Annotated in this window: 11 protein-coding genes and 1 pseudogene; 2 read left to right on the plus strand and 10 right to left on the minus strand. The window is 68.6% G+C overall.

The features are described 5' to 3' along the window. Nucleotides 1-80: 80 nt before the first annotated feature. The 8 genes and pseudogenes from OCQ_RS07205 to OCQ_RS07235 form a co-directional block, all read right to left on the minus strand. Nucleotides 81-1289, minus strand: a complete 1209-nt coding sequence (locus OCQ_RS07205; protein ID WP_008255021.1) for an amidohydrolase family protein — start codon at nt 1287-1289, stop codon at nt 81-83. 80 nt (nt 1290-1369) lie between these two features. After that, a complete protein-coding gene (locus tag OCQ_RS07210) occupies nt 1370-2410 on the minus strand; it encodes a hotdog fold thioesterase (RefSeq protein ID WP_008255023.1) in 1041 nt (346 codons plus the stop codon). A 118-nt stretch (nt 2411-2528) separates the two neighbouring features. Next, a complete protein-coding gene (locus OCQ_RS07215; protein WP_008255024.1) occupies nt 2529-4037 on the minus strand; it encodes a class I adenylate-forming enzyme family protein in 1509 nt (502 codons plus the stop codon). A 134-nt stretch (nt 4038-4171) separates the two neighbouring features. Next, nucleotides 4172-5107, minus strand: coding sequence for an acyl-CoA dehydrogenase family protein (locus OCQ_RS07220; protein ID WP_008255026.1), 936 nt, complete (start codon nt 5105-5107; stop codon nt 4172-4174). Then, nucleotides 5104-6261, minus strand: coding sequence for an acyl-CoA dehydrogenase family protein (locus OCQ_RS07225; protein WP_009957675.1), 1158 nt, complete (start codon nt 6259-6261; stop codon nt 5104-5106). The genes OCQ_RS07220 and OCQ_RS07225 overlap by 4 nt, the downstream gene beginning before the upstream one ends. Continuing rightward, nucleotides 6258-6779, minus strand: a complete 522-nt coding sequence (locus OCQ_RS27380) for an acyl-CoA dehydrogenase family protein (RefSeq protein ID WP_438362691.1) — start codon at nt 6777-6779, stop codon at nt 6258-6260. The genes OCQ_RS07225 and OCQ_RS27380 overlap by 4 nt, the downstream gene beginning before the upstream one ends. Before the next feature lie 9 nt (nt 6780-6788). After that, a pseudogene (locus OCQ_RS27385) lies at nt 6789-7364 on the minus strand (acyl-CoA dehydrogenase family protein); the annotation flags it as partial. Further along, entirely contained in the window at nt 7361-8440 is a 1080-nt protein-coding gene (locus tag OCQ_RS07235; protein ID WP_026071491.1) for an acyl-CoA dehydrogenase family protein, read from the minus strand. The pseudogene OCQ_RS27385 and the gene OCQ_RS07235, both read right to left, overlap by 4 nt. Nucleotides 8441-8514: 74 nt before the next feature. Between OCQ_RS07235 and OCQ_RS07240 the strand changes: the two genes are divergently transcribed. Beyond that, entirely contained in the window at nt 8515-9375 is an 861-nt protein-coding gene (locus tag OCQ_RS07240) for an LLM class flavin-dependent oxidoreductase (RefSeq protein WP_009957535.1), read from the plus strand. Nucleotides 9376-9378: 3 nt separating this feature from the next. Here the strand turns inward: OCQ_RS07240 and OCQ_RS07245 are convergent, their stop codons facing one another. After that, nucleotides 9379-10095: an SDR family oxidoreductase gene (locus tag OCQ_RS07245; RefSeq protein WP_008255037.1), complete on the minus strand. Its 717-nt coding sequence runs from the start codon at nt 10093-10095 to the stop codon at nt 9379-9381. A gap of 19 nt (nt 10096-10114) precedes the next feature. Next, nucleotides 10115-10936, minus strand: a complete 822-nt coding sequence (locus OCQ_RS07250; RefSeq protein WP_008255038.1) for a FadR/GntR family transcriptional regulator — start codon at nt 10934-10936, stop codon at nt 10115-10117. A gap of 94 nt (nt 10937-11030) precedes the next feature. On the opposite strand from OCQ_RS07250, the gene OCQ_RS07255 reads away from it, so the two are divergent. Beyond that, on the plus strand, nt 11031-13436 hold the full coding sequence (locus tag OCQ_RS07255) for a CaiB/BaiF CoA-transferase family protein (RefSeq protein ID WP_014384129.1): 2406 nt from the start codon (nt 11031-11033) through the stop codon (nt 13434-13436). Nucleotides 13437-13450 lie beyond the last annotated feature (14 nt).

The following is a 13450-nucleotide window of genomic DNA, read 5'->3' on the forward strand; positions in this document are numbered from 1 at the left end:
GTGCGAGTGCGCGATGGCCGCCCAAAGCAACGGGCGCACATCATGTTTCGGCCGTCCAGCGGACTGCGCCCGGCGCGCGATCAGGCCGAGACGGGCTTCTTCGACGCCGGCGCGGAAACCTTCATCAGCTTCATCAGGTTGCCGCCCATGATCTTTGCCTTGTCCTCGTCGCTGAAATCGGCCAGCTCGTCGACGAACGTGATCGGGTCTTTCAGGCCCTCGGGGTGCGGCCAGTCGGATCCGAAGACCACCCGGTCGGTGCCCACCATGTTGACGATCTCGGTGAACCGGTCTTCCCAGAACGGGCTGACGTAGACGCACCGCTTGAACGTCTCGATCGGGTCCTCGGTGAACGCCTGCGGCATCTTCTTGTAGACGCCCTTGAGGCCCCGGAACAGGGTCGGCACCCAGTCCGCGCCGTTCTCGATGGACAGTATCCGCAGGTCAGGGTTGCGGGACAGCGCGCCATGGCAGATCAGGGCACCGAACGCATCCTCGATGGGGCGATGGCCCATGGCCAGGCTGCGGAAGGCGGTCGGCTTGAACGGCAGGAACTCGTCGCCCGGCTCCCAGATGTTGAGCAATTCGGAGTAGCCGCTGTCCGAGGCGTGCATCGAAACGGGGATCTCGGCCCGCACGCAGGCCTGCCAGAACGGGTCGAATTCTTCGAGCCCGAACGACCGGCTGCCGCGGTAGCCGGGCACCGGCGCGGGACGCACCAGCACCGTGCGGGCGCCGCGCTCCAGGCACCACTGCAGTTCCTCGAGCGCACGGTCCACGATCGGCAGGGTGATCACCGGGGTGGCAAAGATGCGGTCCTTATAGTTGAACGACCATTGCTCGTACATCCATTCGTTGAGGGCGTGGATGACGTCATGGGTCATCTCCGGGTCGTCCTTCATGCGCTCCTCGACCAGGCTGGCCAGTGTCGGGAACATCAGCGCGAAGTCGATGCCGAGCTCGTCCATGACCTCCAGGCGCGCGCCCGGTTCGCGGAAGGCCGGGATGGCTTTCATTGGCTCGCCGAGGATTTCGCGATAGCTCTTGCCCTGTGAGCCGTTGCGGAAGTAGTCCTCCTGGGCGCCCGGGCGTGCCACCACCTCGAACGTCGGGTTGGGGATGTATTCACTGATGTGGCCGCGCACCACGATCTTGGTGCGGCCGCGCACCTGGACGTAGTCGATGACGTTCTTGCGTTTGTCCGGCAGGAACTTGGTGAGCGCCTCCTGCGGCTCGTACATGTGGTTGTCCGCGTCGAAAACCGGGAAGGGAAGCTCGCGAGACGGCATGGCGATCTCCTTGCAAATGGTCTAAATTCTCATTGCGTGGTAACGACGTTACCACCGCTGGGCAGCGAGGGACACCCGCGTTATTCGTCGGCCCGCGGCCCGATCGTCGGCGTCGCGCCGTTGATGATGGCGAAGTTCACGGTGGCCGTGGCGAGCAATTCGTCGTCGTCGCCGTCTCCGTCGCCGAAGATGTCCACCTGCATCACCATCGCCCGTCGTCCGGATCGCAACACCTTGGGCACCGCGAACGCCGAGCCCTGGCGGACGGGCCGCAGGTAGCGCACAAACAGATCCGAGGTCGTCATCGTGGTGCCCGGCTCCAGGTAATCCAGCCCGAATTGGCCGCCCGCCACGTCCACCAGCGTCGCGATCAAGCCGCCCTGCAGGGCGCCGGACGTGTTGACGACTTGCGGGCTGACCGGCATGGTCATCGCGAACTCGCCGTTGCGGCTGCCCGGGCGCATGCCGATCTGAGCGAACAGCTCGGCCAGCGACGGGACCGTCGACTCTTCGTCCGTCTCGCGGATGCCGAGCGCGCGGCTGCAGAAGTCGTAGAGGTGGCCCGTATCCACGGGTGCGCCGTTCAATTCCGAACCCAGCCAACGCAATCGCTGCGCGCCCATCACCGTCTGCATGACGATGGCGGCGGCCGCACCAACGTCCAATCCGGGGTTGAAGACGCCCTCGGTGATGCCCTGCCCGACGATGTCGCGAGTCAGCCGGTGCAACGGTGTGAGCACCCGGGCGTAGTCACGGGGACGAGTCTCGGCCAAGTGCTGGTTGTAGAGGGTCAGCGCGCGATTCAGACTGTCCTGGGTGCTCGATTCCGGTTGCTCGCTGAGCCGATCGATCAGCAATTTCAGGGCCGACGTGCTGTCCAGTCCCGCGGTTTCGGCGCGCCAGGCCTGAACCGATTGAGCGATGGTTCTGTCGAACAGCGCCAGAAGTAGTTCGTCCTTGCTGGCGAAGTGTTGGTAGAAGGCCCGCAGCGACGTCTTGGAGCGGGCGACGACCTCCTGCACGGTGAAGTCGGTGCGTCCCGTCTCGCCCAGGATCGCGACGGCGGTCTTGATGAAGCGGTCGCCGCGCGTCACTTCGGCTTCGTCATTGGGGGCGGTCATCGGCGCTGTTCCCTTCCCTGGCGCAGTCCTTACGCTCTGAGAATGAGGTTACCGCGTCCTGGGGCCCATCCGCGAAGCCATACCTTCTGGGTCGTCGCGCCGACCGACGGTCGGACGCTCAGCCGCCCCGCGCCGCGATCATCGCCGAGCGGTTGACCTTGGTGGCCGCGGTGCGCGGTATCGCGTCGACGAATTCCACCGTCTTGGGCGCCTTGTAGGGGGCCAGGCGGCTCTTCGCGTAGTCGATCACGCCCTGCTCGGTGAGGGGCTCGGCGCCGTCGGCCTCGGCGCGCTGGATCACCGCGTGCACGCGGCGCCCCCACTGCGGATCGGCAAGCCCGATCACGACCACGTCGGCGATACCTGGGTGGCCGGCCAGCGCCGACTCGACCTCGGCGGGAAAGACATTGGCGCCGCCACTGACGATCATGTCGACGCGGCGGTCCACGATGTAGAGAAAGCCGTCCTCGTCGAGGTGGCCCATGTCCCCGGCGGAGCGGAAGCCGTCCTCGGTCGACGGCAGTGGGGGCGCCCCACCCAGGTAGCGATACCCCGCGCTCATCGGTGCCCGCAGATACACGTCCCCGTCCTCGCCGGGACCCAGCGGCCGCTTCTCTGCGTCCAGAATCCGGATCTCGGTGTCCCGGAATCCGCGGCCCACGCTGCCCGGGTGGGCGAGCCACTCGTCGCCGCGCAGCGCGGTGAGCCCCAGATTTTCCGTCATCCCGTACGCCGTCACGATCTGCTCCGGGCTGAGCAGTTCGAACCACGTATGCAGCAACGAGGGCGGCATCACCGCGGCGCCCTGCAGAATGAAGACGATGCTGGACAGGTCGCGCTCCCGGACGTCGGGCCGGGCCGCGATGCGCGCCAGCATGGTGGGCGTCGCGGTGAAGTTGGTGATCCGAAAGCGCTCGATCACATCGAGAGCCAATGCGGCGTCGAACTTTTCGAGTATCACCAGATGGTCGCCCGCCAGCAGCATGAGGAAGGTGGCGAAGCCGTTGGTGTGATACATCGGCGCGGGCACCATGATCGTCTGCGGCTGGGAAACCGGTGTCCAGTTCGACAGGAACGGCTCGCCCTGCTGGGGGATCCACAGTGAGGGCGCCAGGTTGAGGATCACCTTGGGCACGCCGGTCGAACCGCTGCTGCAGATCCCGTTGGCGGTGGGGGAGACGGCCACCGGCAGGGGGCCGTCGGACTCGGCGGCCGCGCGGGCGTCGAGGTCCCAGCGGCTCTTTTCATCGACGACGACGGCGGGATCGATCACCTCGCGCACCCGGTCGCGCTCCCACTCGGGAAGATCCCAGTGCATGGGCACCGGAACCGCGCCAATCTTCCAGCACCCCAGCGTCGCCAGCACCAGATGCTGGGAATTCGGAATAGCAAGCGCCACAAGGGAACCGATTGCGGCGCCGGCGGCGGCGAGGGCGCGGCCCCACTGGTTGGCGCGGGCGTCGAGCTCACCGAACGTCAGCGTCTGCGCGGTGCCGTCGAGCGCGACGATCGTGACGCCGGCATCGTTCCCACGTTGTTCGGCGAGCTCTCGCAGCTTGGTTCCGAAGGGAACCCCGTCGGCGAACGGGTTCGCCGCCGCTTCGGCCGCGACAGGTTCGCTACTCACCTGCGCCGCTCCTCCTCATCGCTTCGCTCTGCATCGTCGCCGGCGGTCACCTTCGCCGCTCCTCCTCATCGCTTCGCTCTGCATCGTCGCCGGCGGTCACCTTCGCCGTTCCTCCTCAATCGTCGTGCGGCGGCTCACGCAGATACCGGCTCGCTGAACAGCGTCTCCAGCGACCCGTCCGACACGCTGGGGATCAGGCGCAGGGCGAGTTCGTCGGTGCCCAGCGGCAACCGGATCAGCGGCTGGGTGTGCCGGTCGAGCACGCTGACGTCGGACTCGTCGCAGAAACCCAGGGCCCCGAGTAACTGGTGCGACGTGCGCATCACCTGGCGCGCGGTGTCGGCGGCTTTGAGCCGAAGCACCAGTGCGTCGGCCGAATGGATCGGCGCCGGCAGCGATTCGGGTCGGCAGATCGTGTACTTCGCGAGTTCGTGCAGCCCGCGCACCGCGACGGCGGCGTCCGCGACGGCAAACCTGACGGCCTGAAAGTCCGCGAGCGGCTTACCGAACTGGATCCGGGCGCGCACGTGCTCGGTGACGATCTGCAGCGACTGCTGCACCGCTCCCAGAATCCGCCATGATCCGAGCACGAGATGAAGGTTAACGTCGGGGGCTCCGACGCTTCCCTCGGGTGCGCCCAAGGTCGCCGGAACCAGGAACGGCCCCAGCTTGGCGCCGGTGCGCGCGGCCGGCCGCGGCCGGTACCGGTTGCCGTCCAGGTCCGCGGCGATCCAGTCGCCGGCCAAATCGCCGTGGTCGATGCGCGGGGCTTTCGGATTCACCAGGGCCAGCCGCGCGCCATCGATCGACAACAGCTCCTCCACAAGTGGATAGGGCAGCACCGTGGCGCCGGCGGCCTGGCACAGCACCGCGGCGGCCAGCAGATCGTCCGGGGACGAGCGCACGTCCAGGTCGAACGCGCCCACCTCGTTCAACGCGGCACGGGCCGCGTCCCGGACGGAGTCGTCGGCCTCGGCGCGCAGCGCGGCCGGCGGTCCGCCTAATCGGGTGAGCCGCTTGCCCGCGACGGCGGCGAAGTCGCTGATGTCTTGTGGCAGATCGGTTTTCACCGGCTTCCTCCCAACACGTCTCGTGCCACCAGCATCTTCTGCACTTCGATGGTGCCCGATGCGACGGTGGCCGCCTGTGCGTAACGCCAATGGTCTTCGATCGCCCCGTGCAGCGGCGCGGAACTGCCGCTGTCCAGCGCCGTGGGGCCCAGCACGTCGAACAGCAGCTCGGCCACCTGCTGATCGAGGGTCGTCGTGACGATGCGCGCGGCGCTGGCGGCCGCGCCCGCCGCCGGATCGTCCTGCAGTGACACGGCGCGATAGGCCAGCAGCCGGGCGACCCGCAGGTCGACCAGCGCCCGCACCCACCGCGTCCGAATCGTCTCGGGCAGCTCGTCCCACTCGTCGCCGAGCTGGCTGCGCATGCGTTCGAGCAGCGACTCGCACCGCGCGTAGCGGGCGATGCCCACCCGCTCGAAGGCCAGCGCCTCGCGCATCACCCGCCATCCGTCGCCGACCTCGCCGAGCACGTCGCCGGGAAACGCCTGCACGTCGTCCAGGAACATCTCGTTGAGATGGTGCGGCCCCAGCATCGACGGGATCGGCCGGACGGTGAAACCGGGACGGTCCATCGGGATCAGAAACAGGGTGAGCCGCTTGTGTTTTGGGGCGTCGGGGTCGGTGCACGCCGCCAGCACGCACCACGACGCCATCAGCGCGTACGAGGTCCACACCTTCTGCCCGGTGATGCGCCATCCGTCACCGTCGGCGACGGCGCGGGTACGCAACGACACCAGGTCGGTTCCGGCCTCGGGCTCCGAAAAGCCTTGGCACCAGATGACATCCCCGGCGGCGATGGCCGCCAGGTGCTTGGCTTTCTGTTCCTCGGTCCCGTACCGCATCAGCGCCGGCCCGACCCAGTTGATCCCCATGTACTGCGGACCGCGCGGCTCGTGTTGCGCCCACATCTCCTCGCGCAGCACCGTCTGCTGCCAAACCGAACCCCCGCCGCCGCCATGCTCCTTCGGCCACGCCAGCGCGAGCAGCCCCTCGGTGGCCAGCAGTTTGCAGAACGTCTCGGTGGTGGCGAGGTCCTGCGGGTTTTCGGTGCAGGCGCCGAGGAAGTCGGCGGGGATGTGGTTGGCGACCAGCTCGCGCAGGTGGCTTCGCAGTTGTCCGGCGTCGTCGCCGAGGTCGTAGTCCATCGTGGTCATCCCTTCGGCAGTCCGAGCAGCCGCTCGGCGATGATGTTGCGCTGCACCTCCGACGTTCCGCCGTAGATGGTCGCGGCCAGCGCGTCCTGACGTTCGAACAGCAGGTCCGGATCGGCGGCCGACTCCGGGCCCGCAGCGGCGGCGCCGAGTTCCCAAACACGCTGCAACGTAAGCGATCCGAGCAGCTTCATGGTGTCGGCTTCTGGGCTGGGCCGCCCCGCCAGCTCGTTGCCCAGCGCGCGATATCCGGTGGCCCGCAGGGCTTCGGCGTCGGCGATCAGCGAGCCGAGCTCGGTGTAGACGTCGTCGCCCGAGACCCCGCCGCCGGCGGTGCGCACCGCCTCGAGCCCGCGTTTGATCTCGACCCAGTTCATGATCCAGATCATCTGGCGTTCATGCTGCAGCGACGACAGGGCGACATTCCAGCCGCCGTTGAGCGGCCCCAGCAGGTTGTCGCCCGGCACCTCGACATCGTCGAGGAAGACCTCGCAGAACGTCTCGTCGGAGATCGAGGCCATGCGGATCGGCTCGATCCTGACCCCGGGCGCGTGCAGATCCAGGATCAGGCAGGAAATGCCGCGGTGTTTCGGCGCATCGGGATCCGTGCGGGCATACAGGGTGCACCACCGCGACTTGTGGGCCTGGGTGGTCCAGATCTTGTGGCCGTTGACCCGGAACACGTCGCCGTCGCGTTCGGCGCGCGTGCGCAGTCCGGCGAAATCGGACCCGGCTTCGGGTTCGGACATGCCCAGCGCCCACCATTCGTCACCGCGTAACAGCGGGACGAGCAGGCGCTCGACCTGGGCGGCGGTGCCGAACTGACGAATGCCGGGCGCGGCGACGTTGGGACCGGCGATGTTGGGCAGTTTGGGCGCCGAGCGCAGCGCGGCCTCGAGCCGGACCTCCATGGCGTCGCGCAGACCGAGGGACCGTCCGCCGTGTTCGCGGGGCCAGGTCGGCTGGATCCATCCGGCCTCGAACGCGGCCCGCTGGTAATCGCGCCGCAGGCCCAGGTCCCACCGGTACTGCCGATACTTCTCGTAGTAGTCGTCGGGCAGGAACTCCGCCAACCACGCGCCGAATTCGTCCACCACCGGGCTCACGCGGCGCCCCCGCAGAATCGGCGGCCCACCTCGTGGTAGAGCGCGCGACTGTCGCCCAGCAGCGCGGCGCCCTGCCAGGCGCGCCTGACGTAGAGGTGGACGTCGTGCTCCCAGGTCTGACCGAGCGCGCCGTGCACCTGGACCGCCGTGCGCGCACAGGCGGCGGCCGCGTCACCGGCCGCCGCTTTGGCGAGCGCGGCGGAGGTCCACGCGTCGCCGGGTGCCGCAGCCGGATCGGCGAGCCGGGCCGCGGCCGCATACGTCAGACTGCGGGCGCGTTCCAGGCCGACGTAGTTGTCGGCCAACGCGTGTTTGATCCCCTGGTATGCGCCGATCGGTTGGCCGAACTGGCGCCGCGACTTCGCGTGCTCGACCGAGCGGCGCAACGCGGCGCTCGCGACGCCGATCAGGTCCGCGGCGCAGGCCACCCACGGCGCCGTCAATGCGGACTCGACGTCGGCGCTCGCGACGGCCACGGGCTCGGCGTCGATGTCGGCCGTCGCCAACGGCTGGGCGGGGTCGGTGGAGTCAGCCGCGGGCACCACGGTGACACCGTCGCCGCAACGCGCGACCGCCGCCACGGTGTCACCGGCGTCGTCGCGGGCAAGGGTGACGACCAGCTCGGCGCGCGACAGGTGGGGGACCGCGACCGCACGACCGCGCAGCCGTCCGTCGCGCAGGGTCATCGGCGCCCCGGGCAGGCGCGACCCGGGGGCGTGGACGGCCAGCGTCGCCACGGTTCCACCGGCGATGTCGGCCAGGACCGAGTCGAGTCCGGCGTCACGCAGCACGCCCGCGGCCAGACCGACGCTGCTCAGCAAGGGGATCGGGGCGAGGGCGGCACCGCATTCCTCGAGAACCACGGCCAGCTCGACCGGCCCGTAGTCGCCCGCCTCTTCCTCGGAGGGGGCGGCGAGCTCGGTCCACCCGAGATCCACGACCGTCTTCCACAGGGCGCGCCAGCGCTCCGGATCCGTGAGCGCTTGGCGGGCGGCCTCAGGCGGGCACTCCGTACGTAATATGTCGCGTACGGCGTCGCGGAGCGACAACTGCTCCGAGTTCAGCCCTACATCCATAAGACCTCTAACATAGTAAAGATAATAAACTAGCCCTGCCGTCAATGACACGGGGTCAAACGCATAGGTGGCGCATGGCCGAGTGGTATCTGTTCCTGCCGCAGGTCCGGTTGTCGGCGGGCGACATCGCCGAGCGTGCGCGCCGGGCCGAGGCCAGCGGTTTCGACGGCATCGCTTTCATCGATCACCTCGAGGCGCCCGGCCTGCCCGACGAAAGCATCTGGGAGGCAATGGGGATCGCCACCTGGGTGGCCGCCAAGACCGAGCGGCTGCGGATCGGTCATCTGGTGCTCTGCGACGCCTTCCGGCATCCCGCGGTGCTGGCCAAACAGGCCGTCACCCTCTCAGAGGCGTGCGGCGGCCGATTCGAGCTCGGTCTGGGGGCGGGGTCGTGGCCCGCGGAGTTCGCCAGATTCGATGTCGGCCAGCAGGATCCGAGAGCACGGGTCGATCAGCTCGACCGCCACCTGAGGCTGCTCAGGCAGTACTGGGGCGACGGGACGGGGGAGGCCGCGGTGGCGCCGCAGGCCCCGCGTCGGTCCTACCCGATACCGCTGGTCCTGGGTGGCAGCGGACCCCGGATGATGGAACTCGTTCGCAGATACGCGGATTGGTGGAATCTGCCTGCCCATCAGCTCGACAAGCTGCCGACGCTGGCCACGGCCGCCGGGACGGCCCGGTTGTCCATCCAGCAGATGGTGGGCTTCGTCCGGTCCGGCGCCGATCCCGACACCGTGCGCGAGGTGAGCACCCGGCGATTCGGCAACCTGGGATCCGGACTGGTCTGCGGGGATGCCCGCGAGCTGGTCGGGCACTTCAGCGGACTGGCCGGGCAGGGGGTCGAGCGGTTCTACGTCTGGTTCGCCGACTTCGCCGCACCGGACTCGTTGCACGAGTTCGGCGAATCGGTGATCAAGCCGTTCCCGGCGCCGTAGGCGTCAACCCCGTTGCGCGCGGCGGCGGGCCTCGGTGGGCACGACCGGCGGCCGCGCGTAGGGGCCGCGCTCCACCGCGGACAGGCGGATCTCCGGCAAATCGACCGATGGGTCGACGGTATCCAGCCAGACGACCGCCTCGGCGACGTCGGAGACCGCGATCGCGTACATCTCGAACGGAACGTCCTGCAGCATCTCGGTGGCCACCGGGCCGGGCGTGACGATATGCACGCTGATGCCGTCGCGATCGACTTCGAGCGCCAGGGCCCGCGCGAACGCGTTCATGCCGGCCTTTGAGGCGGAATACGCGGTGCGGGCCGGCATCGGCTCGTGTGCCGCCGACGACGAGATGAACACCAGCCGCGAGCCCGCCTTCATCCTGGGCAGCACCGCGGACGTCACCACGAAGCACGAATCCAGGTTGGCCGACATGATGGCCTGCCACTGCTCGAAGGTCTGCTTGCGCGCGTAGGTTCCGCCGAGCGCCCCCGCCGCGTGGACGACGAGGTCGATTTCCCCCAATGCGCTTATCGCGGCGGGGAATCCGATCGGATCGGAGGCGTCGGCCACCACGTGGCGCGCACCGATCTCCTCGGCGGCGGCGCGCAACGGATCTTCCCGCCGCGCCGAGAGCACCACGTCGTAGCCGCGCTCAACGAGCTTGCGGGCGCACCCTTTTCCGATCCCGCCGCTACCGCCGGTGACCAATGCGGTTCGCATGACCGTTGCAGGCCGCCCTTCAGGAGTGCCGGATGTCCCGCGACCGCGACAAGGCCTGCGGGGAGAGCGCATAGATGCGTTGATCGTGCTGACCGGACAGCACGTAGGTTTGGGTGTCGGCGAGGTGGCGTCCGGCGATACGACGAGCCCGGTCGACGTTGCCCTCCGCGATCGTCTCGGTCAGTTTGACGTGGGTGGTGAGCACGGCGCGGCGCTGAGCCAGCGACGGGTAGGTGCCCCGCGACGCACTCTCGTCGGCCCATTGCCGTTCGTGACTGGTCCACAGCGTCTCCAGGCTGCCCACGACCGCGATGATCGTGTGGTTGCCGCAGCCGCGGACGACGAGATCATGGAATTCACGGCCGATTTCGGTGAACCGGCGGCCGTCTTCGAGGTGTTCGGCCATCGACTCGTTGATCCGCGTGAGTTCGGGCACCAGCGTCTCGGCCCGGTCCGGACGGCGGGCGGCCAGCGCCGCGCAGGCGGGCTCGAGTTCCTGCAACGCCATGCCGAGATCGGCCACCTCAACGGACTCGCTCTGCAGCAACAGGCCGAGCATGTAGGCGGCGCTGGTCTTCGCCGGGGCGTGCACGACGGCACCGCCGCGGTTGCCCCGCCGCACCGACACCAGCCCCTCGGTCTCCAGGATCCGCAACGCCTCGCGCAGCGACACCAGGCTCACGTTGAACTGCTCGACGAGCACCTCTTGGCGCGGCAGCAGATCGCCATCGGCGAGGTCGCCGTCGATGATCTGACGACGCAACTCATCGGCTACGATTTCGGCGATCCGCGGCGCCGACAACCGGCGCCGGGCGTCGGGGCCAATTCCCAAGGCGGTCATCCGATCCTCGAAACAAAAGCAACTCGCTGGCTTAGCTATTTTAGCAGTAATGATATAAATAGCTTCTCTGATCGCGCGTCGATCGGAAGGGCGGGTGCAATTGAGCGAGCGGTCCGACAGCCGGCCGACACCGCTACACGATTTGCGTGTCGTCGAGATCAGTGACCGCATAGCGGGCAGCTACTGCGGAAAGCTGCTGCTTGACGCCGGCGCGCAGGTCTACAAAATCGAACCGCCGCAAGGGGATTGGCTGCGCCGGTACACCGCCAGCTGTTCGCCGGTCGCCGAAGACGGCACCGCTCCTTTTTTCAGCTACCTCAACGCGGGCAAGCGCAGCATGACGTTCGCGCCCGGCGCCGAGGATTCGGCGCGCTTTCGCGCCACGCTGGGCGCCGCCGACGTCGTCGTCGTCACCGCGGGCCCGGCGCGGGCCGCGGCGATGGGGATCGACCCGCGGCAACTGCTGGAACACTCGCCGCGGGCCGTCATCGTGACGATCTCCGATTTCGGCTGGAGCGGACCCTACGCGGACCGCGCCGCCAGCGAGTTCACCTTGCAAGCGTGGGCGGGCTCACCCGGCTTCCGCGGCGATCCCGCCGGGCCCCCGATTTCCATCGGCGGCGAGCTGGGCGAGTACATGGGCGGTGTGTTCGCGGCGTTCGGCGCGCTGGCCGTGCGCCGCCGCATCGAGCGCGGCGGGCCCGGCGAGCACCTCGACCTGTCCATGCTGGAAGCGCTCACCGCGATGCAGAGCAGCGAATGGCTGCATTCGCAACTGCTGCGCGTCCCGCCGATCCGCCGCACCACCGAAGTGCCGTCGATCGAGCCCGCCAAGGACGGCTACGTCGGGATCACCATGGTCACCGGGCAGCAGTGGCTCGACTTCGCCGCGATGGTCGAATGCCCGCAATTGGAGGAGATCGAACAGCTGCGGTTTCAGATCGGCCGGTGGCAATACCGCGACCTGATCCGCGAGCAGATCCATCCCTGGCTGGCCGAACGGACCGTCGCCGAAATCGTCGAGCTCGGACAGCTGTTCCGGCTGCCGATCGCCGCGCTGGGCAACGGCTCCACCATCCGGGATCTGGAATACGTGCGCCAGCGCGACGCCTTCATCCACAACCCCGCCGGTTTTCACCAGCCCCGCCCGCCGTGGTTGATGTCGGCCTGCGCGCCCGCACGCGTGGGTGCCACGCCCTCACTTGGCGAGGACGATGACGAATCGCCTTGGCGCCGTGACGAATCCGAATCCGAACCGGCGCTGGACGGGTTACCGCTGGCCGGTGTTCGCATCATCGACCTGACCGCGTTCTGGGCCGGGCCCGCCGCGACCCACCTGCTGGCCGCGTTCGGCGCCGACGTCGTCAAGATCGAATCCATCCAGCGGCCCGACGGCATCCGCTACTCGGGCGGAATGCGCACCGACGTGGACGACTGGTGGGAGTACGGCTGGGTGTTCCACGCGATGAACACCAACAAGCATTCGGTGACACTGGATTTGGGATCCGAGGAGGGTCGTCGCCTGTTCACCGAACTGGTCTCCGGCGCCGACGTCGTGATCGAGAATTTCTCGCCGCGGGTGATGGAGCACTTCGGCCTCACCGCCGAGGTGCTGCTTGGGGTCAACCCCAGACTGGTGTTCGCCCGGATGCCCGCGTTCGGCGTCGAGGGCCCGTGGCGGGATCGGGTCGGCTTCGCGCCCACCATGGAGCAGATCGCGGGCTTGGCCTGGGTGACCGGGCTGCCCGAGGCCCCGCCGGTGACCCCGCGCGGGGCCTGCGACCCGCTGGCCGGTGTGCACGCCGCGTTCGCCGTGCTCGCCGCGCTGAGCTTCGCCGAGCGCACCGGGAAGGGCCAGCTGGTCGAGTTGCCGATGCTGGAAACGGTGCTCAACGCCACCGCGATCCAGGCGATCGAGTCCGAGGTCTTCGGTGTGACGCTGAGCCGTCGGGGCAATCGCGGTCACGGCACGGCGATCCAGAACATCTACCGCTGCGCCGGCGACAAGGACGATTGGATCGCCGTGACCATTCGCGACGACGCGCAGTGGCACGCGCTGGTCGACGTGATGGACCGTCCCGCATGGTGCCGGGACGAGGTGCTGTCCACCGTTGCCGGTCGCCGGCAACGAGCCGACGAGATCGACGCCCGGCTGGCGGAGTGGTTCGCCCGCCAGACCCTTGAACCGACGGTGGAACGGCTGGCCGGCGCGGGAATTCCCGCCGCGCCGGTGGTATCGCCGTCGCTGGTCACCGACAATCCGCAGTTGCGCGAGCGCGGGTTTTTCGAGGCGCTGCACCATGGCAGCACCGGCCTCGGTCTCTACCCGTGCCCGCCGTTCGCCCTGCTCGACGGCCAGGACCACTGGCTGCTGCGGCCGCCGCCGAAGCTGGGCGAGCACAATGAAGAGATCCTGCGCGATCGGTGCGGGCTGACCGACGAAGAACTGACACGCCTCGCGGCCAGCGGGGTGATCGGGACCCGCCCCAAGGGTCTCTAAGAGAAGTGGAGGGC

This window comes from Mycobacterium paraintracellulare (assembly GCF_000276825.1).
GTDB lineage: Bacteria > Actinomycetota > Actinomycetes > Mycobacteriales > Mycobacteriaceae > Mycobacterium > Mycobacterium intracellulare.

Excerpts from the sequence above, each read along its gene's own strand:
- OCQ_RS07205 (WP_008255021.1), bottom strand. The coding sequence starts at position 1,289 with ATGCCGTCTCGCGAGCTTCCCTTCCCGGTTTTCGACGCGGACAACCAC.
- OCQ_RS07250 (WP_008255038.1), bottom strand. The coding sequence starts at position 10,936 with ATGACCGCCTTGGGAATTGGCCCCGACGCCCGGCGCCGGTTGTCGGCG.
- OCQ_RS27380 (WP_438362691.1), bottom strand. The coding sequence starts at position 6,779 with ATGGCCTCGATCTCCGACGAGACGTTCTGCGAGGTCTTCCTCGACGAT.
- OCQ_RS07210 (WP_008255023.1), bottom strand. The coding sequence starts at position 2,410 with ATGACCGCCCCCAATGACGAAGCCGAAGTGACGCGCGGCGACCGCTTC.
- OCQ_RS07235 (WP_026071491.1), bottom strand. The coding sequence starts at position 8,440 with ATGGATGTAGGGCTGAACTCGGAGCAGTTGTCGCTCCGCGACGCCGTA.
- OCQ_RS07225 (WP_009957675.1), bottom strand. The coding sequence starts at position 6,261 with ATGACCACGATGGACTACGACCTCGGCGACGACGCCGGACAACTGCGA.
- OCQ_RS07245 (WP_008255037.1), bottom strand. The coding sequence starts at position 10,095 with ATGCGAACCGCATTGGTCACCGGCGGTAGCGGCGGGATCGGAAAAGGG.
- OCQ_RS07240 (WP_009957535.1), top strand. The coding sequence starts at position 8,515 with ATGGCCGAGTGGTATCTGTTCCTGCCGCAGGTCCGGTTGTCGGCGGGC.